Here is an 18968-nt window from a genome sequence, read left to right as displayed (position 1 = left end):
GTTTCGCCCATGGGGAGGAAAAACGGATGAAGAGGCTACGAGGTGCCCGGCGCGGTGCCGCCGTCGTGGCGATCGCCCTGCTGGCCGTCACCGGCTGTGCGAAGAAGGACACCGGCTCGACCACCGACTCCGGGGTGAAGCTGGTGCACGCCGGCAAGCTGACCACCTGCACCCACCTGCCGTACTCGCCGTTCCAGGCGAAGGACGCGGCCGGCAAGGTGGTCGGGTTCGACGTCGACCTGATCGACCTGGCGGCCAAGAAGCTCGGCGTGCCGCAGGACATCGTCGACACCCCGTTCGAGGGCATCAGGTCCGGCACCGACCTCAACTCCGGCAAGTGCGACGTGGCCGCCGCCGGCATGACCATCACCGACGCCCGCAAGCAGGTGCTGGACTTCTCCGAGCCGTACTTCGACGCGACCCAGGCGCTGGCCGTGCCGGCCGGCAAGCCGTACAAGAGTCTGGCCGACTTCGCCGGCAAGCGACTCGGCGTACAGGCCGCCACCACCGGTGAGGAGTACGTCAAGGCCCAGGTTAAGCAGCAGAACCTGAAGATCGAGGTGGTGGCGTACAAGGATCTCGGCTCCGCGCAGCAGGCGCTGGCCACCGGGCAGATCGAGGGCGCCGTGGGTGACCTGCCGGTGTGGAACGAGTACGTCAAGGCCAACCCCGGCAAGGTCGTCGTCGCGGGCGGCTTCGACACCGGTGAGCAGTACGGCTTCGCGGTCAAGAAGGGCGGCAACCCCGAACTGCTCAAGGCCCTCAACGAGGCGCTCGCCGCGGCCAGGTCGGACGGCACGTACGACACTCTGTACGAGAAGTGGATCGGCGCGAAGCCGGCCGCCAAGTGACCGACACACCGGTCGCCCCGGCCCGGCCGGCCGCCCGCCGCCGGCTGGGCCGGCGGCAGCGGCAGCGGCTCGGCCGGGGCGCCGGCTACGCCGTGTTCGCGCTGGTCGTCGTCGGGGTCGCCGCGGCCGCCGACTGGGGACGGCTGGCTGACGCCTTCCTCCGGGTCGACGTGGCCCGCGGGATGTTCCCCGACGTGGTCACCGTGGCGCTGCGCAACACCATCGTCTACACGCTGCTCGCCTTCGTGTTCGGCCTGCTGTTCGGCCTGGTGCTGGCGCTGATGCGGCTGTCGTCGGTGCTGCCGTACCGGTGGTTGGCGACCGCCTACATCGAGCTGTTCCGCGGCCTGCCGGCGCTGCTGGTGCTGTTCATGGTCGGCTACGGCGTTCCGCTGGCGTTCCCGGACCGGGAAATCCCCGGCGGCCTGTACGGCTCGGTCACCCTCGGCCTCGGCGCGACCGCCGCGGCCTACATGGCGGAGACCATCCGGGCCGGCATCCAGGCGGTCCCCGGGGGACAGTTGGAGGCGGCCCGCACGTTGGGCATGTCGCACACCCGGGCGATGGTGTCGATCATCCTGCCGCAGGCGTTCCGGATCGTCATCCCGCCGCTGACCAACGAGATCATCCTGCTCACCAAGGACACCTCGCTGGCGTACGTGCTGGGCGTGACCGCCGGCACCATCGAGCTGACCAAGTACGCCGGGGACGCGTTGAACACCCGGGTGAACCCCACCCCGCTGGTGGTCGCCGGACTGCTCTACCTGGCGGTGACCCTGCCGCTGTCGCAGGTGGTCCGGTGGCTGGAACGCCGGGCCGCGAAGGGGAGGTGAGGCGGGTGTCCGCCATCGAGATCCACGGTCTGCGCAAGTCCTTCGGCGACCTGGAGGTGTTGCGCGGCATCGACCTGTCGGTCGAACCGGGCGAGGTGCTCTGCGTGATCGGGCCGTCCGGGTCGGGCAAGTCCACCCTGCTGCGCTGCGTCAACCTGCTGGAGCAGCCGTCCGCCGGCACCATCCGGGTCTCCGGCGTCGAGGTGACCGACCCGGACTGCGACATCGACGCCGTCCGGCGGCGGATCGGCATGGTGTTCCAGCAGTTCAACCTGTTCGGGCACCTCACCGTGCGGGAGAACCTGACCATCGCCCAGCGTCGGGTGCTGCGTCGCGGCCGGGCCGAGGCGGACCGGGTCGCGGCGGAGAACCTGGACCGGGTCGGCCTGGCCGACAAGGCGGGCGCGTACCCGGCCCAACTGTCCGGCGGACAGCAGCAGCGGGTCGCCATCGCCCGGTCACTGTCGATGAATCCGGAACTGATGCTCTTCGACGAGCCGACCAGCGCGCTGGACCCGGAACTGGTCGGCGAGGTGCTGGCCGTGATGCGGTCGCTGGTGGCCGACGGGATGACCATGCTGGTGGTCACGCACGAGATGAGCTTCGCCCGGGAGGTCGCCTCCCGGGTGGTGTTCATGGACGGCGGGGTGGTGGTGGAGTCCGGGCCGCCGGCCGACGTCCTCGGCTCTCCGCGCGAGGAGCGGACCCGGGAGTTCCTGCACCGGGTGCTCGAACCGACCCGGGTCAGCACGGCCGAACTCTGAGTCGCCGCCTGTCGGGTTTCCGACCGGCGGCGGCACCGCCGTAACGAGCCATTGACGCTACTGTCCGCTGCATGTTCGACACCCTGCGTCAGGACTTCCGGCGGAACCGGGACCCGCTGACCCGGCTCGTCCTCACGGTGTTCCGGTTCGGCCAGTGGACCGCGGCGCGGCACACCCCGCTGCGGCGGCTCTGCGCCGTCCCGTACAAGGTGCTCAACCTCCTGGTGGTCCGGTTCGGCACCAACAGCGACCTGGCCCGCGAGGTGTCCTGCGGGCCGGGGCTGCGGCTGTTCCACCCGTACGGACTGATGGTGCACGGCAGCGCCCGGATCGGCGCGGGCGTCAGCCTCTACCAGTTCGTCACCATCGGGAGGCGGGACGACACCGGCGCGCCGGTGATCGGCGACGGGGTGACCATCGGGGCCGGTGCGGTGCTGCTCGGCCCGATCGTGGTCGGCCCGCACGCCCGGATCGGCGCCGGTGCGACGGTGCTGGACGACGTCCCGGCCGGCGCCACGGCCATCGGCCCGCGCGCCCAGGTCCGGCCGCCGACCACCGGCGCCGCCGCGCCCACCCCGCCCGGGCCCGCCGCACCGTCGGGAACGGCGCGGTCGTCAGCCGGCGGTCCCGACGGGTAGTTCCCGGACCACCGCCACCGGGCAGGCGCTGTGCTGCAGCAGTTGCTGGCTGACCGAACCGAGCAGCATCCCCTCGAAGCCGCCGCGGCCCCGGCTGCCGACCACCACGAGTTGGGCCTGTCGGCCGGTCTCGATCAGCGCCTCGGCCGGGCTGCGGTCGACCACCTCGGCGCATGCCTCCACCCCCGGGTAGCGGTCCCGCCACCGGTCCAGCGCCTCGTCCAGTTCGGCCTGCTCGGTGGCGCTGACCTCGTCCAGGCCGCCCTCGTCGGGCGGCGTCCCGGCCGGCCGGCGCAACGCGGGCGGGGGCGACCAGGCCCGGACCACCCGCAGCGGCGCCCGTCGGGCCGCGGCGCGGGCGAAGGCGAAGTCCAGCGCCAGGTCGGCGCGGTCCGAACCGTCCCAGCCGGCCACGATCGGCGCGGTCGGCGGGTGCGGCTCGCCGCGTACCACGACCACCGGGCAGTGCGCGTGCGCGCTGACCGTGACCGCCGTCGACCCGGCGAGCAGGCCGGCGAACCCGCCGTGCCCGCGGCTGCCCAGCACCAGCAGCGACGCCGACGCCGACCGCTCGCGCAGCAGCAGCGCCGTCGGACCGTCCAGCACCTCCGGGCGTACGGCCACCCCGGGGTGCCGCTGTTCGGCGGCGGTGACCGCCTCGCGCAGCATCGCCTCGATCTGCTCGCGGGCCTCCTGGTCCGGCCACGATCCGGGCCCGATGCCGGGGCCGATCCAGCCGCGCACGGCGACCCACTCGAAGGCGTACGCCAGCACGACCGGCACGCCGGAGCGTTCCGCCTCGTCGAGCGCCCACGCCGTGGCGGCCCGCGCGTCGGCGGACCCGTCGTAGCCGACCACGATCGGTCCGGCGGTCATCGCGGCCTCCCTCCCGGTGGTCCGGGCGGGGCCTTCCCGCCCGGTTGGTTCCGTCAGCTCGGCGTGGCGCCCTGCGCGCCCGCCCACTTCCACTCGGTGACCAGCGGCGAGTCCTCGCCGTGGCGCCGGGTGTGGTCCCGGCACGCCTGCCGGGCGTCGAACATCTCCTGCCGCAGGTGCGCGGCCCGTACGGACAGTCCGGGCACCCGCTCGATCACGTCGATGACCAGGTGGAACCGGTCCAGGTCGTTGAGCATCACCATGTCGAACGGCGTGGTGGTGGTGCCCTCCTCCTTGTAGCCGCGCACGTGCAGGTTCTCGTGGTTGCGTCGGCGGTAGGTCAGTCGGTGGATCAGCCACGGGTAGCCGTGGTAGGCGAAGATCACCGGCTTGTCCCGGGTGAAGATGCTGTCGAACTCGACGTCGGGCAGCCCGTGCGGGTGTTCGCTCTCCGGTTGCAGCCGCATCAGGTCCACCACGTTGACCACCCGGACCTTGAGGTCGGGCAGGCGCCGGCGCAGCAGGTCGGCGGCGGCCAGCGTCTCCAGGGTCGGTACGTCGCCGGCGCAGGCCAGCACCACGTCCGGCTCCTCGCCGGCGTCGGTGCTCGCCCAGTCCCAGATGCCGACCCCGCGCCGGCAGTGCATGATCGCGTCCGGCATCGACAGCCAGTTCGGGGCGGGCTGCTTGCCGGCCACGACGACGTTGATGTAGTGCCGGCTGCGCAGGCAGTGGTCCATCGTGGACAGCAGGGTGTTGGCGTCCGGCGGCAGGTAGACCCGGACCACCTCGGCCTTCTTGTTCATGACGTGGTCGATGAAGCCGGGATCCTGGTGCGAGAAGCCGTTGTGGTCCTGCCGCCAGACGTGACTGGACAGCAGGTAGTTCAGCGAGGCGACCGGCCGGCGCCACGGAATCTGCCGGGTCGTCTTGAGCCACTTGGCGTGCTGGTTGACCATCGAGTCGACGATGTGGATGAACGCCTCGTAGCTGGTGAAGACGCCGTGCCGGCCGGTCAGCAGGTAGCCCTCCAACCAGCCCTGGCAGAGGTGTTCGGAGAGCACCTCCATCACCCGACCATCGGGGGAGAGGTTGTCGTCGCCGGGCCGGAGCTGTCCGACGAACGCCCGGTCGGTGACCTCGAACGCCGCGCCGAGCCGGTTGGAGGCCACCTCGTCCGGCCCGAACAGCCGGAACCGGTCCGGGTTGGCCGCGATCACGTCGCGCAGCCATTCCCCGGTCGGCGCGGTCGGCCCGACCACCGTACGACCGGGCTCGTGCACCGCGACCCCGTACTCCCGGAAGTCGGGCAGCACCAGGTCGCGCAGGACGGTGCCGCCGTTGGCGTGCTGGTTGGCGCTCATCCGCCGGTCGCCGGCCGGCGGCAGCCCGGCGATCAGCGGCTGCGGGGCGCCGGTGGCGTCGAAGAGTTCCTCCGGGCGGTAGCTGCGCAGCCACCGGTCCAGCGCGGCCAGGTGCTCCGGATTGTCCCGGACCTCGGCGATCGGTACCTGGTGGGCGTGGAAGGTGCCCTCGACCGGCTCGCCGTCCACCTCGTGCGGGCCGGTCCAGCCCTTGACGCTGCGCAGGACGATCATCGGCCAGCGGGGTCGGGTGACCTCCCCGCCGCCGCGGGCCCGCCGTTGGATGTCGGCGATCTCGTCGAGGGCCGTGTCCAGCGTGCCGGCCAGGATCCGGTGCGCCCGGTCCGGGTCGATCCCGCGGGTCGGGTCCTCCGGGTCGACCAGGTCGACCACGTGCGGCTGGTAGCCGTACCCGTGCATCATCGCGCGCAGGTCGTCGATCGGGAGGCGGTCCAGCACGGTCGGGTTGGCGATCTTGTAGCCGTTGAGGTGCAGGATGGGCAGCACCGCCCCGTCCCGGGCCGGGTTGAGGAACACGTTGGACAGCCAGCTCGCGGCCAGCGGCCCGGTCTCCGCCTCGCCGTCGCCGATCACGCAGGCCACCAGCAGGTCGGGGTTGTCGAACGCGGCACCGTACGCGTGCATCAGCGAGTACCCGAGTTCGCCGCCCTCGTGGATGGAGCCGGGCACCTCGGGGGCCACGTGGCTGGGAATGCCGCCGGGGAAGGAGAACTGCCGGAACAGCCGGGCCATCCCCGCCTCGTCCTGCCCCACCGAGGGGTAGAGCTCGCTGTAGGTGCCCTCCAGCCAGGTGTTCGCCACGATCGCCGGGCCGCCGTGTCCGGGGCCGGTCACGAAGATCGCGTCGAGGTCCCGGCCGACGATCGCCCGGTCCAGGTGCGCGTAGAGCAGGTTCAGCCCCGGGCTGGTGCCCCAGTGGCCGAGCAGCCGGGGCTTGACGTGTTCGGGCCGCAGCGGCTCGCGCAACAGCGGGTTGTCCAGCAGGTAGATCTGTCCGACGGTGAGGTAGTTCGCCGCCCGCCAGTAGGCGTCGAGGCGGCGCAGGTCGTCCTCGGCGAGCGTCCCGGTTGTTTCCACGGCGGTGTCCATCAGGGAGAGCCTCTCGGGTGTCGGGGGCCGGTCGCGGTTCGTCCGGACCACGGCTGCGGGTCCGTGGTCCAGCCTGCCCCAGCGACCGGGGAACCGCTCAGGGCCGTTGGTCCCGACCGGACCGGCCCTATTCCTGTACGTACACCTCGTGCGGACCACGGACGATCAGTACCGGGGCCGGCGAGTGGTAGAGCAGCGCCTGGCTGACCGCGCCGAGCATTCCCCGCCAGGGTTGCTCGCCGCGTGCGCTGGCCACCGCCAGCTCGGCGGTCCGGGACTGCTCGACCAGAACGTCCTTCGGTTCGCCGGGCAGCACCCGCGGGGTGACCCGTACGGTCGGGTACCGGCGCCGCATCGGTTCGAGCGCGGCGTCGAACCGGGCCGCTAGGTGCGCCTCGCCGCCCGGCGGTCGCGCGTCCGGATCCCAGGCCTGGACCACCACCAGCTCGGCGTCCCGCCAGGCGGCGGTGTCGAAGGCGAGTTCGAGCGCCGCCTGGCAGGTCTCCGACCCGTCGACCCCGACCAGGATCTGCCCGGTCGGCCGGGTGTGCTCCCGGGCGACCAGCACGCTGCAGCCGGCCCGGGCGGCGATCTGCAGGGCGGTGGCGTCCAGCGGTACGCAGACGCGTTCGGGGAGTCCGCCGTCACCGATGGCGAGCAGGGCCGCGTCGCCCGACTCGCGCAGCAGGGTGGTCAGCGCGGGGCCCTCGACGATGGCGCCGGCGACCGGTACCTGGGGGGCCTCCTCGCTGCCGGTGGCGACCGCCTGTGCGATCACCTCCTCGGCCGGCTGGCGCAGGTCGGTGGTCGGGTCCACGCGCGGGTCCGGTTCCCAGTTGAAACAGTGCACGATCCGCAGCGCGCGGCGGTGCCGGGCGGCCTCCCGGGCCGCGAGCCGGACGGCGACCAGGCTGAGCGCGGATCCGTCCACCCCGACCACGACCGGTTCCCGGGCCGGGGCGTCCAGCGCCACCGGTTCCGGCAGGGTGCCCGGCGGGGCCAGGACGTCCGGCGTGTCCAGGGTGAGCGCGTCCGGCCGGCCGGGTGTGCCGTGCTGCCGCATGCACCGAGGCTAAACCGCCCGGTGGCACCGGTTGCCGGTTCTGCGCGGGAATGCCCCGATCGGGTCCCTACCGCTGGTGCGCCGGCAGTCGTTGCTCCACCCGCATGATCGCCGCCGTGGCGTTGTCGTGGCCGCCGGCGGCGAGGGTGTCGGCCAGCAGCCCGCGCAGGAGTTCCACCGGACCGGTACGCCCGCCGAGCCGCTGCCGGAGCCGCTGGTAGTCGACCTGCTCGGCGACCCCGTCGGTGCACAGGCAGTAGACGTCGCCGGGCCGCAGCGAGACGTTCAGCAGGTCCGGTTCCGGCCGGCCGCCGTGACCGACGTACCGGGTCAACTGGTAGCGGGCCGCCGCCGCCTCGGGGGAGTCGGCCGGGTACCAGCCGTACACCGCGCCCAGCCAGGCCGTCGTGTGGTCCACCGTGAGCAGCTCCAGCAGGCCGTCGCGCAGTCGGTAGGCCCGGGAGTCGCCGATCTGGACGATCCAGGCGTCGGCGCCGGTGGGCCCGGCGAGCAGCGCGGTCAGCGTGCAACCGGTCAGTTCGCCGAGCGACCGGCCGGCGGCGCCGACCCGGTCCTGGGCGGTGGCAACGGCGGCCCGCAGGTCGGCCGGGCCCGCCCCCTGGCCGGCGGTGCGCACCGCCTCGACCACGGTGGCCATCGCGGTTTCGCCGGCCACCGTGCTGCCCCGGCCGCCGCCCATCCCGTCGGCGACCGCGACGAACGGGAGGTCCGGGTCGACGTGCAGGACGTCGAAGTTGGCGGGGTACCGGTTGCCGACGCAGCTGTCGCCCGCCGTGATGAGCCGGGTCCGGCCCGCCTCGAAGGTGTGGACGGTGTCCGGTTCTGATCGCATCACCGCAGTATGCCGCGCAGGCCCGACGGGCCGCGGCAACCCGTGGTGTGGCGGCGGACCGAAGCCCTCCGTCAACCTGGGTTGACACGGGGCGGGTTGTCAACCTAGATTGACAGCATGAGTCACGCGACGGAACTCGCGGCGGCGGCCGGCAGCGCCGATCCCCGGGTGGGGCTACGGGCGGTGCTGGCCCTGGGCCGCCTGCTGGAACGGCTGGAGGCCGTCCAGGTCGACAACGCCCGCCGCCAGGGCTGGTCCTGGCAGGAGATCGCCGACGCCCTCGAAATCAGTCGGCAGGCAGTCCACAAGAAGCACGCCGGGCGTCCGGCGGCGCGTACCCAGGGAGGGTCGTGATGTTGGAACGGTTCACCAGCCAGGCCCGGCAGGTGGTCATGGACGCCCGGGCGGAGCGGCGCCGGTTGCGGCACGATTTCATCGGTACGGAGCACCTGCTGCTCGCCCTGCTCGACGAGCGGGTCGGCGCGGCGGGGGAGATCCTGCGCGGCGCCGGACTGACCGCGGACGGGGTGCGGGCCGAGATCGAGCGGCAGGTGGGCGTCCGGCCGGGCGGCCTCGGCACGGCCGACGCCGAGGCGCTGCGCTCGATCGGCATCGACCTGGACGCGGTGCGCGACGCGGTCGAGGGCACGTTCGGCGAGGGGGCGCTGGAGGCGCCGCCGCAACCCGGCCGGCGCCTGTGGTACGGCCGGCGGCTGCCGTCGAGCCGGTTGTCCCGCCGGGCCCGGAAGGCCCTCGAACTGTCGTTGCGCGAGGCGTTGCGGCTCAACCACCGGCACATCGGGCCGGAGCACATCCTGCTCGGGCTGATCCGCGAGGGTCAGGGCCTCGGCGCGCTGATCCTGGCCCGGGCCGGCGTGGATCTCGACGACCTGCGCCGGACGATCGAGGAACTACCCCCGGCGGCCTGAGGTCCGCGGGGGTCGACGCGCGACGCGCCGGCCCCCGCCGCGGGCCCGGGCTCCCGGGCCGGTGCCTGCGGTTTCCAAACCTTCCGGCGGTGCGCGGATCGTCACCTCGCGTCGGCTCGCCGTCACCGCGATCGTGCTGCACACTGACGCCCGTGAACGGTCGAGCCGATACCAGCGCACCCCGGGGCCCGCTGCGGTCCGCCGTCGTCGTCAACCCGGCGAAGCAGACCGACCTGGACGGGCTGCGCCGCACCGTCACCGAGGCGCTGGCGGCGGCCGGCTGGCCGGAGCCGTCGTGGTACGAGACGACCGTCGAGGACCCCGGTCGGGGCCAGACCAAGGCGGCGATCGAGGCCGGCGCCCAGGTGGTGCTCGTCTGTGGCGGCGACGGCACCATCCTGTCCTGCGTCGCGTCGCTGGTCGGCACCGACGTGCCGATGGCGGTCCTGCCGAGCGGCACCGGCAACCTGCTGGCCGCCAACCTCGGCCTGTCCACCGACCTGACCGCCGGCATCCAGGTGGCCGTCGAGCAGGGCCGCCGGCAGATCGACGTCGGCGCCTTCGGTGACCAGTACTTCACCGTGATGGCCGGGATGGGCTTCGACGCGCAGCTGCTCGACGCCACCTCCGAGACGACGAAGGCGCGGATCGGCTGGCCCGCGTACGTGATGGGCGCGCTGCGCCACCTGCGTGACCGGCCGATGCGGGTCTCCATCCGGATCGACGGCCAGGCACCGGTACGCCGGCGCGCCCGCTCGGTGTTGGTCGCCAACGTCGGCCGGCTGCAGGGCGGCGTACCGCTGCTCGCCGAGGCCGAGCCGGACGACGGCCTGCTGGACGTGGCCGTGCTGACGCCCCGCACGCTGGGGCACTGGGCGTCGCTCGGCTGGGCGGTGCTGCGGCGCCGACGGCGGGTGCCCGGCATGGAGGTGTTCCGGGGCCGCCGGGTGCAGATCACCAGCAACCGGGCGCAGCCCCGCGAGCTGGACGGGGACGTGATCGAACCGGGCCGGGTGCTGCACGTCGAGATCCGGCCGAAGGCGTTGTGGCTCTGCGTGCCCCGACCGGCGGAGGAGCCGGACCTGTCGGTGGACGCCGAGGCGGCGGCCGAGCGCGGCGAGCAGCTTGTGGAGGGAGCCCGGAGTGAGTAGCACCCAGCCGGTCCCCGAGACCCGGCTGATGGCGGACGACGAGTTGTCCGCCGACGACGCCTGGCAAACCCTGCGCCGGCACGGCGGTTGGCACCTGCTGCGGGACGCCTTCGTCCGGTTCCGGTACGGCGACGGGTTCAGCCACGCCCGCGCCCTCGGGCTGCAGCTCTGCCTGGCCGTGGTGCCGTTCCTGATCGCGCTGACCGGATTGATCACCGACCTCGGCGTCCGCAAGGGGGGCCAGGTGCTGGCCGAGACGGTGGTGGCGATCACCCCCGGCGCCAGCGCCGACCTGGTCACCGAGCTGCTGGGCAACCGGGAACACGGCGAGGACGCGGGTGACCTGGCCCTGGTGCTCGGTCTGATCACCGGCCTGATCGCGTTGACCAGCACCATGGCCCAGATCGAGCGGGGCGCCAACCGCATCTACGGGGTGGAACGCGACCGGCCGGCGCACTGGAAGTACCTGCGCGCCGCCGTGCTCGCGGTCTGCGCCGGCCTGCCCGCGCTGCTCGGCTTCCTGATGCTCGCCGCCGGTGGCCCGATGGGCGCGGCGGTGCAGCACAACTACGCCTGGGGCCCGGTGGCCAAGGACATCTGGAACGTGGTCCGCTGGCCGACCAGCCTCGCCCTGACCGTGTTCGCGGTCGCGGTGCTGTTCCGGCACGCCCCTCGGCGCCGGCAGCCGGGCCTGTCCTGGCTGCTGTTCGGCGCCGGCATCAGCACCGTGCTGTGGTGGCTGGCCAGCGTGCTGCTGGCGGCCTACGTCCGGTTCAGCGACGCGTTCGGCCAGACGTACGGGGCGCTGACCGGGGTGATGGCCCTGCTGCTGTGGGCCAACCTGACCGGCATAGCGCTGTTCGGCGGGCTGGCCTTCGCGGCCCAGCTGGAGGGGCTGCGGATCGGTGTCCGGGAACCGGCCCAGCCGGACCTGTGGGAGCCGGAGGCGCAGCGCGACCCGGAGTACGACACCGGCGAGATGACCGCCCTCTGAACGGCCCGGCGGTGCGGGCGCCGCGGCCCGGGCGACTCGCCGCGGACCCGGTGTACCGATCCACCCAACCGGGTAATCCGGCACGCCAGAAGGCGTGGAGGGAGGGTCCCGGGTGACCACGGACAAAGAGGTGTCGGGTCGGGCCGTCGAACGGTTCACCGGGCGGAGCCTGGTCGGACTGGGCGCCGTCGCCGGTGGCGGGGTGGTCTTCGGCGTGCTGCTCATGCTGGTCCGGTTCCACTGGGCGCCGCTGCAACACGCGGACCGGGAGGCCGCTGAGTGGTTCAACGGTCTGGTGTCGCCGCGCCCGATGCTGGTCGACGCGTTGCGGGTGGTCACCGATCTCGGTGGCCGGCCGATCATGATCTGGCTGGTCGTCGTCGCCGTGCTCGGCCTGCTCATCCGGCGGCAGCCCCGGCTCGCGGTGTACCTGCTGGTCACCGACGCCGGCGCGTTGATCCTCGACCCGACGTTGAAGGCGCTGGTCGGGCGGCTGCGACCGGTGGTCGACGTACCGGTGGCGCACGCGCCGGGCAACAGCTTCCCGAGCGGCCACGCCCTGGACTCCCTGGTGATGTACGGCGCGCTGCTGCTGGTCTTCCTGCCGGCGCTGCCCCGCCGGTGGCGGCGGCCGGTGATCGGCCTGCTGACCGCCCTGGTGGCGGCGATCGGGCTGACCCGGATCGCGCTGGGCGTGCACTTCGTCTCCGACGTGCTGGGCGGTTGGGCGCTCGGCCTCGCCTGGCTCGGCGTGACCGCGTACGCGTTCCGGCTGTGGCGCCGGGAACAGGGCGAGCGGGTCCGGCCGTTGCGCGAGGGCCTGGAACCGGAGGCGGCCGACGAGATCGTCCTCGCCCCGGACCACCAGGGCCCGCTGCCGCGGCTGTGGCTGACGGTCGCCGAGCTGGTGGTCGGCTGGGTGCTGGTCTTCGGCGCGCTCTACCTCTTCGGCCGGTACGTCAGCTTCCACACCGACGGCACCTTCCTCGACGCGTGGGACACGGCCGTGCCGAAGTGGTTCGAGGCGCGGCGGACGCCGACCTGGGACGAGGTGAGCTGGTGGTGGAGCAAGGCCGGTGACACGCACGCCATCACCATCGTCTCACTGGTCGCCTGCCCGCTCGCCCTGGCCGCCTGGCGGCGGTGGAAGCCGGTGCTGTTCATCGTCCTGGCCATCATGGGCGAGCTGGGCCTGTTCCTGGCCTCGGCCGCGGTGGTCGGCCGGCCCCGGCCCGAGGTGACGCACCTGGACGGGAAGCTGCCCACCTCGTCCTTCCCGTCCGGTCACATCGCCGCGACGATCTGCCTCTACGCCGCGATCTGCGTGCTGGTGATGGGCCGGGTCGACCGGTGGTGGCGGTGGTTGACCGTGGCGCTCGTCGTGATCATGCCGGTCGGGGTGGCCACCTCGCGGATGTACCGGGGCATGCACCACCCCACCGACTTCATGGGCGCGATCCTGCTCGGCACGCTGTGGATCGGCACGCTCTACTTCGTCCTGTGCCCGAACGAGAAGGCTCCAACGGCCGAGAAGGCTCCGGCGGCCGAGAAGGTCCCGGCGGCCGACGCCGGGCCGGCACAGCCGTCCGGGGCGGCCCCGGACGGCGTCGACCGTCGCCCGGCCGGCTCGGCGCCGGCGCCGGTCGGTGCCGCCGAGCCGAACTGACCCGACGGGAGGTGACGCGCCGGTGCGGGTGATGACCTGGAACATCCGCACCGGTGGCCGGGACGGGGCCGACCCGTCCCGGCTCGACCGGGTCGTCGAGGTGGTCGCCGCCCATCGGCCGGACGTCCTGGCCCTGCAGGAGTTGCGGGACTTCCACCGGGACGGCCGGATGACCCGGGTCGCCGCCGCGCTGGGCATGCGGGCGTACCTGGCCCGGGCGTGGTTCGGCCAGTCGGTGGCGGTGCTGGTCCGGCCGTCCGGCCGGGTGCTGCGGGTGGCGCCGGTGCGCCGGCCGTTCCACCACGCCGCGCAGCGAGTCGTGGTGGCCACGGACGCCGGGCCGCTCACCGTGATCGGCACCCACCTGCAGCCGTACGCCGGGAGCCGCCGGCTGCGCGAGGCCGGCTGGCTGGCGGCGGCCTCCCGGATGGACGGCCTGGGCCTGCTGCTCGGCGACCTGAACACCCTGGACCCGTGGACCGGGCACGACGAGCGGGTCCGTCGACTGCCGCCCGCGTACCGGCGTCGGCACCTGCGGTCCGATGGCGTCACGGTGGACACCCGGGCGGTGGCGGCGCTGCACCGGGCCGGTTACGTCGACCTGTTCCGGCTGGTCGGCGCGGGACCACCGGCCACCGTGCCCACCGCGTACGGCGGGGTCGAGTTCTCCGACATGCGGCTGGACTACCTGCTGGCCACCCCGGCGGCGGCCCGGCTGGCCCGCCGCTGCGTGGTGGTCCGCGACGCCGGCACCGACCGGGCCTCCGACCACTACCCGGTCCTGGCGGAGCTGGACCTCACCCTCACCGACTGACCGCGTCGTGGTGAGCGGTCGCCGTCCCGGGCTCGGCGGTGGTCGGCGGGTCCGCCGGGCGGGGCCGGGCCCGGCGGATCGGCCTCGGATGCGGTTAGGGTGGGGCATGGGGTTCGAGGGGCAGGCGCAGCCGCCGCTGCTGCGGCGGGTGATCGGGTCGGTGTTGCGACGGATCAGGCAGCGGCAGGGACGCACCCTGCGGGACGTGGCCGGTGCCGCGGACATGTCCGTGCCCTACCTCTCGGAGTTGGAGCGCGGTCGTAAGGAACCGTCGTCCGAGGTGCTCGCCGCGATCTGCCGCGCGCTGGGGCTGCACCTGGTGGACCTGCTGGACGAGGTCCGCGAGGAGGTGGCCCGCCTGCAGCCGGCGGTGCCGGCCCGGGTGCCGATGCGTCGGGCGCCGCGGTTCGCCGCCGGTCGGCCGGGCACGGCGATCCGGCTCGCGCCGCCCGCGTCGGTCCCGCCGGCCGGTTCCCGGCCCGGCGTCTCCCGGCCGCCCGGCGCGCAGTGCCGGACCGGTCTCCGTTCCGCGGTACGCCGACGCCGGGTCGGCCTGGCGTTCCGGGGTACGCGCGCACCGGATCGTCTGCTGACAGCGAATTTCCGCACGGCATAAACCCAAGCTTCCCGACCGCGCGGCGAGGCACGCTTCACGGGCCGGTACCCCAGGCGACTCCTGTCACGTCGCCGGCCGGCCGGGTGGAGGCGAGGACGATGAGACAGCACCAGGTGTGGATGCGGGCGGCCGGCGGCAGCACGTCGTTCGACGACGGGGTCTTCGAGCGGCTGCTCAAGGAGCGGATCGTCTTCCTCGGTTCCGAGGTCGACGACGCCTCGGCGAACGTGATCTGCGGCCAGATCCTGCTGCTCGCCGCGGCCGAGCCGGACCGCGACATCATGCTCTACATCAACTCGCCCGGCGGCTCGATCAGCGCCGGCATGGCCATCTACGACACGATGCAGTACGTCCGCAGCGACGTGGCCACGATCGCGATCGGCTTGGCCGGGTCGATGGCGCAGTTCCTGCTCTGCACGGGTGCCCCCGGCAAGCGCTACGCGCTGCCGCACGCCCGGATCATGATGCACCAGCTCGCCGGCGGGTTCGGCGGCACCGCGGCGGACATCGCCATCCAGGCGGAGAACATGCTGCACGTCAAGCGGACCGGCAACGAACTGCTGGCCCGGCACACCGGCCGTACGGTCGAGCAGATCGAGCAGGACTCGGACCGGGACCGCTGGTTCACCGCCGAGCAGGCCCGGGAGTACGGGATGATCGACAAAGTGATCACCCATGTCGCGCAGATCCCGACCGACGGTGGGGCCGGCTGAGGTCGGGCATCCCGCGGTGGTCGTGTTCGTCGGTCCGCGTGACGAGCACGACCACCTGTCCCGGGACGCCGAAGGGCGTCTACGTCTTGCCATGTTAACGCTAACAGGTTACCTTGCATGGACATTTAGCTCGATCAATGCATACCGGTAAGGGAGTCGCGTGCCGCAGACCCCGGCCGAGCCGAGGACGGGCAGCCTGACCCACATCGTCACCACCTACTCGGGCTGCCGGGCCGGTTATCCGGTGGTCTGGGCAGCCTTCGACGGCGGGCACATCGCCGCGCCGCAGGACGGCGCCAGCCAACCACACCGGCAACAGCGCCAAACCAACCAACTTCACGCTCAACGGCAACGCCTGCACCACCGCCTGACCGACAACCGACGTCCGGCGCGCCGCGCCGATTGCGACAACGGGCGAGTGGCCCCGATGCGAAATTCCGCATCGGGGCCACTGCCTTTGTTGACCTGGTGAAGTACCCTGCAAGGGTCCCCTCCCCGGCGCCACTCTGCTCGCCCGGCGCGCGATCCGCCGGCGATTTATTGATCGCGTAGGAATGCAACTCCCACCGAATCCGTCGCACGATTCCGGGAATTCCCACCGTCCACTCCCAATTCTCTCCTGCCCGCGGCGTCGACGGCTGACGGGTGAACGCGGCCGAGACCAGTCACCGACCGTTCCAGCCCCCTCGGAGGTTCCCGGTGAAGCACGAGCACATCGACCGCCGGCCCGGTGACAGCGCCGCGCCGGCCCGCCCGACCGGCGTACCGACCCAGCGGCGGGCGCGGTTCCGGGCCGACAACTCCACGCCGCCCACCCCCAGCGCGCGGATGGCGGCGATCGGGATCGTCCAGGACGGCGCTCCGATCCTCAACGCGGTGGCCCGCGAGTTCGACCTGCCCCGCGAGGCCGACGCGGCCCGCCGGCTGCTCGACCGGCTCGCCGTCGTCGCGGACCGGGCCACCGGCCTGCACGTGTTCGCCAAGGGCATGGGCATCGCGGCCCCGCAGGTCGGGGTCGGCCGCCGCGCCGCACTGGTACGCACCGCGACGGGCCGGACCCTGACCCTGGTCAACCCCACCGTGGCGGAGGAGTCCGAGGACCTCGACGAGCAGTACGAGGGCTGCCTCAGCTTCTTCGACGTGCGCGGGATGGTGGTCCGGCCGGTGACCATCGTGGTGCGCCACCAGGACCTCGCCGGGCGTCCACTCGTCACCACCTTCGCCGAGGCCGACGCCCGGTTGGTGGGACACGAGATCGACCACCTCGACGGCCGGCTCTACCGGGGCCGGATGGCACCGGACGCCCTACTGGTTCCGGTGGCCCAGTACCGGGGCACCGGTCAACGGTGGACGTTCCGTACCGCCCGCCCGTGACCGGTCGGTGCCGGCTCGGCTCAGGCCGCCCGGTCGGCGAACCGCCAGTGCAACCGGTACTCGGTGGCCAGCGTCGGGTCGGTGGTGCCCCATTCGAAGGTGACCCGTTCGCCGCGGTCGATCCGCCGCGGCGGGGTGTGCAGCGCGACGTCGTTGGTGTGCGTGCACTGCACCCCCCACACCGTCGGCGCGACCGCCGCGGGGAAGTCCAGCCGGACCAGCAACTGGCTGGTCGGGAACCGGATGTTCCGCTGGAACCACGGACCCCACTTGTCGTCACCGACCTGGTACGAGTAGCGCAGCTCCATCCGGTGCCGGGGCGCGAGCGGCAGCGGGCCGGAGCGCCCGTCGAAGAGCAGCATCAGCTTCTTGAACGAGTCCCGGTCGCGCAGCACCCGCCAGCCGATCGGCCGACCGAGCGGGGTCTCCAGGCTGGCCGAGAAGGACAGTTCGTCCCAGGACAGTGGATGGTCGTGGTAGTAGCCGTCGGAGTCGTCCCGCCCGTCCGGTCGCAGGTCCACATGGATCCGGACCGGATAGCGGCTGACCGGCTCCGACCCGGCGTTGTAGATCGTGCGCTGCACGTCGCAGTGGTACCGGTGCTCGCGGTAGGTCAGGCAGGCCACCTCCCGCTCGACCAGCACCCCGCCGGGGATCTCGGGCGGTGCCGGGCGTACCGGCCGGCGGACGGTGGTGGCGGGGTCGCCCTCCGGGCGGGCGGCCTGGCTCGCCTCGTACGCGGCGAACCGGCGCAGGATCATCCGGCCCGAGTCGAGGACCATCTCGGCCCGCCAGGCGAACTCCTGGCTGGGGCTGTAACGCCGTCCCTCGATGTGGCTGATGTACGACGGGTCGAAGCCCATCCGGCGGGCCAGCTGTTTCATCGACAACCCGCGCAGCGTACGCCAGCGGCGGATCTCGGCGGCGAAGTCGGCGAGCGGGTCGCGCCGTTGCGAAGGAGTCATCGAAGCCTCCGGCTCGGGGGCTCCAGTGTCGATGATTCTCAGTAGCCGGTCGACTGCTGGCGGTAACTTGACAAAAGCGTTGACGTCGAGGTGGGCGGGTCAACGTTGACCCACCCACCTCGACGTCACAGCTCCCGCAGCCGGGGAAGCAACTCGTCGCGGGCCCAGTCCAGGAACCGCGGCTGCCCGTCCTCGCCGATCTGCACGATCGCCACGTCGGTGAACCCGGCGTCGACGAACTTCTTGAACGCCGCCACGTGCGCCTCGACGTCCGGACCGCAGGAGATGCTGGCCGCCACGTCCTCCTCGCGGACGAACTGGGTGGCGCTCGCGAACGACTCCGGACCGGGCAGGTCGGCGTTGACCTTCCAGCCCAGCCCGAACCAGCGGAACTGGTCGTGTGCGATCTTGCGGCACTCGGCCTCGTCCGGGCCGTAGCAGATCGCCACCTGCCCGTACCGGCGCTTGCCGGAGCCGCCGGCCCGGTCGAACAGGTCGAGCACGTGCGGGTCCGGCTCGGTGGCGATCACCGCGTCCGCGTACTCGCCGGCCAGGTCGGCCGACGACGGCCCGGAGGCCGCGACGGCGATCGGGACGGGTTGCTCCGGCCGGTCCCACAGGTACGCCTCCGGCACGTCGAAGTGGTCGCCCGCGAAGGTGACCGTCTCGCCGTCCAGCAACGGCCGGATGATCCGCAGCGCCTCCTCGAACATCTCGTGCCGCTGGTGCACGTGCGGCCAGGCGCCGACCACGTGCTCGTTCAGGTTCTCCCCGGCGCCGAGGCCGAGGGTGAACCGGCCGTCGGACAACAGGCCCACCGTCGCGGCCTTCTGCGCCACCACCGCCGGGTGGTAGCGGCGGGTCGGGCAGGTCACGAACGACATCAGCGACATCCGCGAGGTGGCCTGCGCCACCGCGCCCAGCACCGACCAGGTGTACGGCGAGTGGCCCTGACTCTCCAGCCACGGGTAGTAGTGGTCGGAGGCCACCGCCAGGTCGAAGCCGGCGTCCTCGGCCCGGATCGCGTAGTCCACCAGTTGCTTCGGGCCGGCCTGCTCGCCCAACAGCGTGTAACCCACCGCCACCATCTCTCGACCCCTCCCGCGTTCTGCCCGGCCGTCGTCGTCATCGCCCGACCGGCGTCCTCGATGCGGTCAACCGCCCGGTCGGCGCGGATGGTGACGGGATACCCCGAAACGGGAGCGGCAACCACGCTCCGGCGCGGCAACCTCCGTCCGGGGCGGCAACTGGACGGGGGCCGACGACCGGCCACTGAACGAACTTAACCGGTTGCTCACCTTCGTCGATGCGCCTACCCTGATCGCAACGCCCAGGGAGCCGGGCGGTAGCTGCCGGGCTGCGGCTGCCCTCCCGTCATTGTGTCGACCCCGTCC

General features: G+C 72.9%; 20 protein-coding genes. 14 read left to right on the top strand and 6 right to left on the bottom strand.

Annotated elements, in window-relative coordinates; translation table 11 throughout:
- Positions 1 to 26: 26 nt before the first annotated feature.
- The 4 genes from ACFOX0_RS26695 (at position 27) to ACFOX0_RS26680 (ending at position 3086) form a co-directional block, all read left to right on the top strand.
- Complete coding sequence (locus ACFOX0_RS26695) at positions 27 to 851, top strand: ABC transporter substrate-binding protein (RefSeq protein ID WP_377550933.1); 825 nt, start codon at positions 27 to 29, stop codon at positions 849 to 851.
- On the top strand, positions 848 to 1684 hold the full coding sequence (locus ACFOX0_RS26690) for an amino acid ABC transporter permease (RefSeq protein ID WP_377550931.1): 837 nt from the start codon (positions 848 to 850) through the stop codon (positions 1682 to 1684). Before ACFOX0_RS26695 ends, ACFOX0_RS26690 begins: the two co-directional genes overlap by 4 nt.
- 5 nt (positions 1685 to 1689) lie before the next feature.
- Complete coding sequence (locus ACFOX0_RS26685) at positions 1690 to 2448, top strand: amino acid ABC transporter ATP-binding protein (RefSeq protein WP_377550929.1); 759 nt, start codon at positions 1690 to 1692, stop codon at positions 2446 to 2448.
- Positions 2449 to 2519: 71 nt separating this feature from the next.
- Positions 2520 to 3086, top strand: coding sequence for a serine acetyltransferase (locus tag ACFOX0_RS26680; protein WP_377550927.1), 567 nt, complete (start codon positions 2520 to 2522; stop codon positions 3084 to 3086).
- On the opposite strand, the gene ACFOX0_RS26675 is transcribed toward ACFOX0_RS26680, so the two are convergent.
- The 4 genes from ACFOX0_RS26675 to ACFOX0_RS26660 form a co-directional block, all read right to left on the bottom strand.
- A complete protein-coding gene (locus ACFOX0_RS26675) occupies positions 3063 to 3962 on the bottom strand; it encodes a universal stress protein (protein WP_377550925.1) in 900 nt (299 codons plus the stop codon). The genes ACFOX0_RS26680 and ACFOX0_RS26675 overlap by 24 nt on opposite strands.
- Positions 3963 to 4015: 53 nt before the next feature.
- Entirely contained in the window at positions 4016 to 6436 is a 2421-nt protein-coding gene (locus ACFOX0_RS26670; RefSeq protein WP_377550923.1) for a phosphoketolase family protein, read from the bottom strand.
- 127 nt (positions 6437 to 6563) lie between these two features.
- Positions 6564 to 7499, bottom strand: coding sequence for a universal stress protein (locus tag ACFOX0_RS26665; RefSeq protein ID WP_377550921.1), 936 nt, complete (start codon positions 7497 to 7499; stop codon positions 6564 to 6566).
- A 67-nt stretch (positions 7500 to 7566) separates the two neighbouring features.
- Complete coding sequence (locus ACFOX0_RS26660) at positions 7567 to 8352, bottom strand: PP2C family protein-serine/threonine phosphatase (RefSeq protein WP_377550919.1); 786 nt, start codon at positions 8350 to 8352, stop codon at positions 7567 to 7569.
- Between the two features lie 117 nt (positions 8353 to 8469).
- Between ACFOX0_RS26660 and ACFOX0_RS26655 the strand changes: the two genes are divergently transcribed.
- The 10 genes from ACFOX0_RS26655 (at position 8470) to ACFOX0_RS26610 (ending at position 16609) form a co-directional block, all read left to right on the top strand.
- The gene (locus tag ACFOX0_RS26655) at positions 8470 to 8706 is read left to right on the top strand and encodes a helix-turn-helix domain-containing protein (RefSeq protein WP_377550917.1); all 237 of its coding nucleotides are present in this window, start codon (positions 8470 to 8472) and stop codon (positions 8704 to 8706) included.
- The gene (locus tag ACFOX0_RS26650; RefSeq protein ID WP_377550915.1) at positions 8706 to 9281 is read left to right on the top strand and encodes a Clp protease N-terminal domain-containing protein; all 576 of its coding nucleotides are present in this window, start codon (positions 8706 to 8708) and stop codon (positions 9279 to 9281) included. The genes ACFOX0_RS26655 and ACFOX0_RS26650 overlap by 1 nt, the downstream gene beginning before the upstream one ends.
- Positions 9282 to 9433: 152 nt before the next feature.
- Positions 9434 to 10432, top strand: coding sequence for a diacylglycerol/lipid kinase family protein (locus ACFOX0_RS26645; protein ID WP_377550913.1), 999 nt, complete (start codon positions 9434 to 9436; stop codon positions 10430 to 10432).
- Positions 10425 to 11426, top strand: coding sequence for a YihY/virulence factor BrkB family protein (locus tag ACFOX0_RS26640; protein ID WP_377550911.1), 1002 nt, complete (start codon positions 10425 to 10427; stop codon positions 11424 to 11426). Before ACFOX0_RS26645 ends, ACFOX0_RS26640 begins: the two co-directional genes overlap by 8 nt.
- 112 nt (positions 11427 to 11538) lie before the next feature.
- Complete coding sequence (locus tag ACFOX0_RS26635; protein WP_377550909.1) at positions 11539 to 13092, top strand: phosphatase PAP2 family protein; 1554 nt, start codon at positions 11539 to 11541, stop codon at positions 13090 to 13092.
- 31 nt (positions 13093 to 13123) lie between these two features.
- The gene (locus ACFOX0_RS26630) at positions 13124 to 13906 is read left to right on the top strand and encodes an endonuclease/exonuclease/phosphatase family protein (protein WP_377551046.1); all 783 of its coding nucleotides are present in this window, start codon (positions 13124 to 13126) and stop codon (positions 13904 to 13906) included.
- A gap of 106 nt (positions 13907 to 14012) precedes the next feature.
- Positions 14013 to 14522, top strand: a complete 510-nt coding sequence (locus tag ACFOX0_RS26625; RefSeq protein WP_377550907.1) for a helix-turn-helix domain-containing protein — start codon at positions 14013 to 14015, stop codon at positions 14520 to 14522.
- Between the two features lie 98 nt (positions 14523 to 14620).
- Entirely contained in the window at positions 14621 to 15235 is a 615-nt protein-coding gene (locus ACFOX0_RS26620; protein WP_377550905.1) for an ATP-dependent Clp protease proteolytic subunit, read from the top strand.
- A gap of 160 nt (positions 15236 to 15395) precedes the next feature.
- A complete protein-coding gene (locus tag ACFOX0_RS26615; RefSeq protein ID WP_377550904.1) occupies positions 15396 to 15707 on the top strand; it encodes a hypothetical protein in 312 nt (103 codons plus the stop codon).
- A 227-nt stretch (positions 15708 to 15934) separates the two neighbouring features.
- Complete coding sequence (locus tag ACFOX0_RS26610) at positions 15935 to 16609, top strand: peptide deformylase (RefSeq protein WP_377550902.1); 675 nt, start codon at positions 15935 to 15937, stop codon at positions 16607 to 16609.
- A gap of 20 nt (positions 16610 to 16629) precedes the next feature.
- Here ACFOX0_RS26610 and ACFOX0_RS26605 read toward each other — a convergent pair whose 3' ends face one another.
- Both ACFOX0_RS26605 and ACFOX0_RS26600 read right to left on the bottom strand, forming a co-directional pair.
- Positions 16630 to 17574 (bottom strand): helix-turn-helix domain-containing protein, encoded by a 945-nt coding sequence (locus ACFOX0_RS26605; protein ID WP_377550900.1) that lies wholly within the window; start codon positions 17572 to 17574, stop codon positions 16630 to 16632.
- A gap of 125 nt (positions 17575 to 17699) precedes the next feature.
- On the bottom strand, positions 17700 to 18662 hold the full coding sequence (locus ACFOX0_RS26600) for a TIGR03557 family F420-dependent LLM class oxidoreductase (RefSeq protein ID WP_377550898.1): 963 nt from the start codon (positions 18660 to 18662) through the stop codon (positions 17700 to 17702).
- Positions 18663 to 18968: the final 306 nt, after the last annotated feature.

Origin of the sequence: Micromonospora zhanjiangensis, assembly GCF_042650605.1 — a bacterium.
Taxonomy (GTDB): domain Bacteria; phylum Actinomycetota; class Actinomycetes; order Mycobacteriales; family Micromonosporaceae; genus Micromonospora_J; species Micromonospora_J zhanjiangensis.
This window is presented reverse-complemented; position numbering and strand designations above follow the sequence as displayed.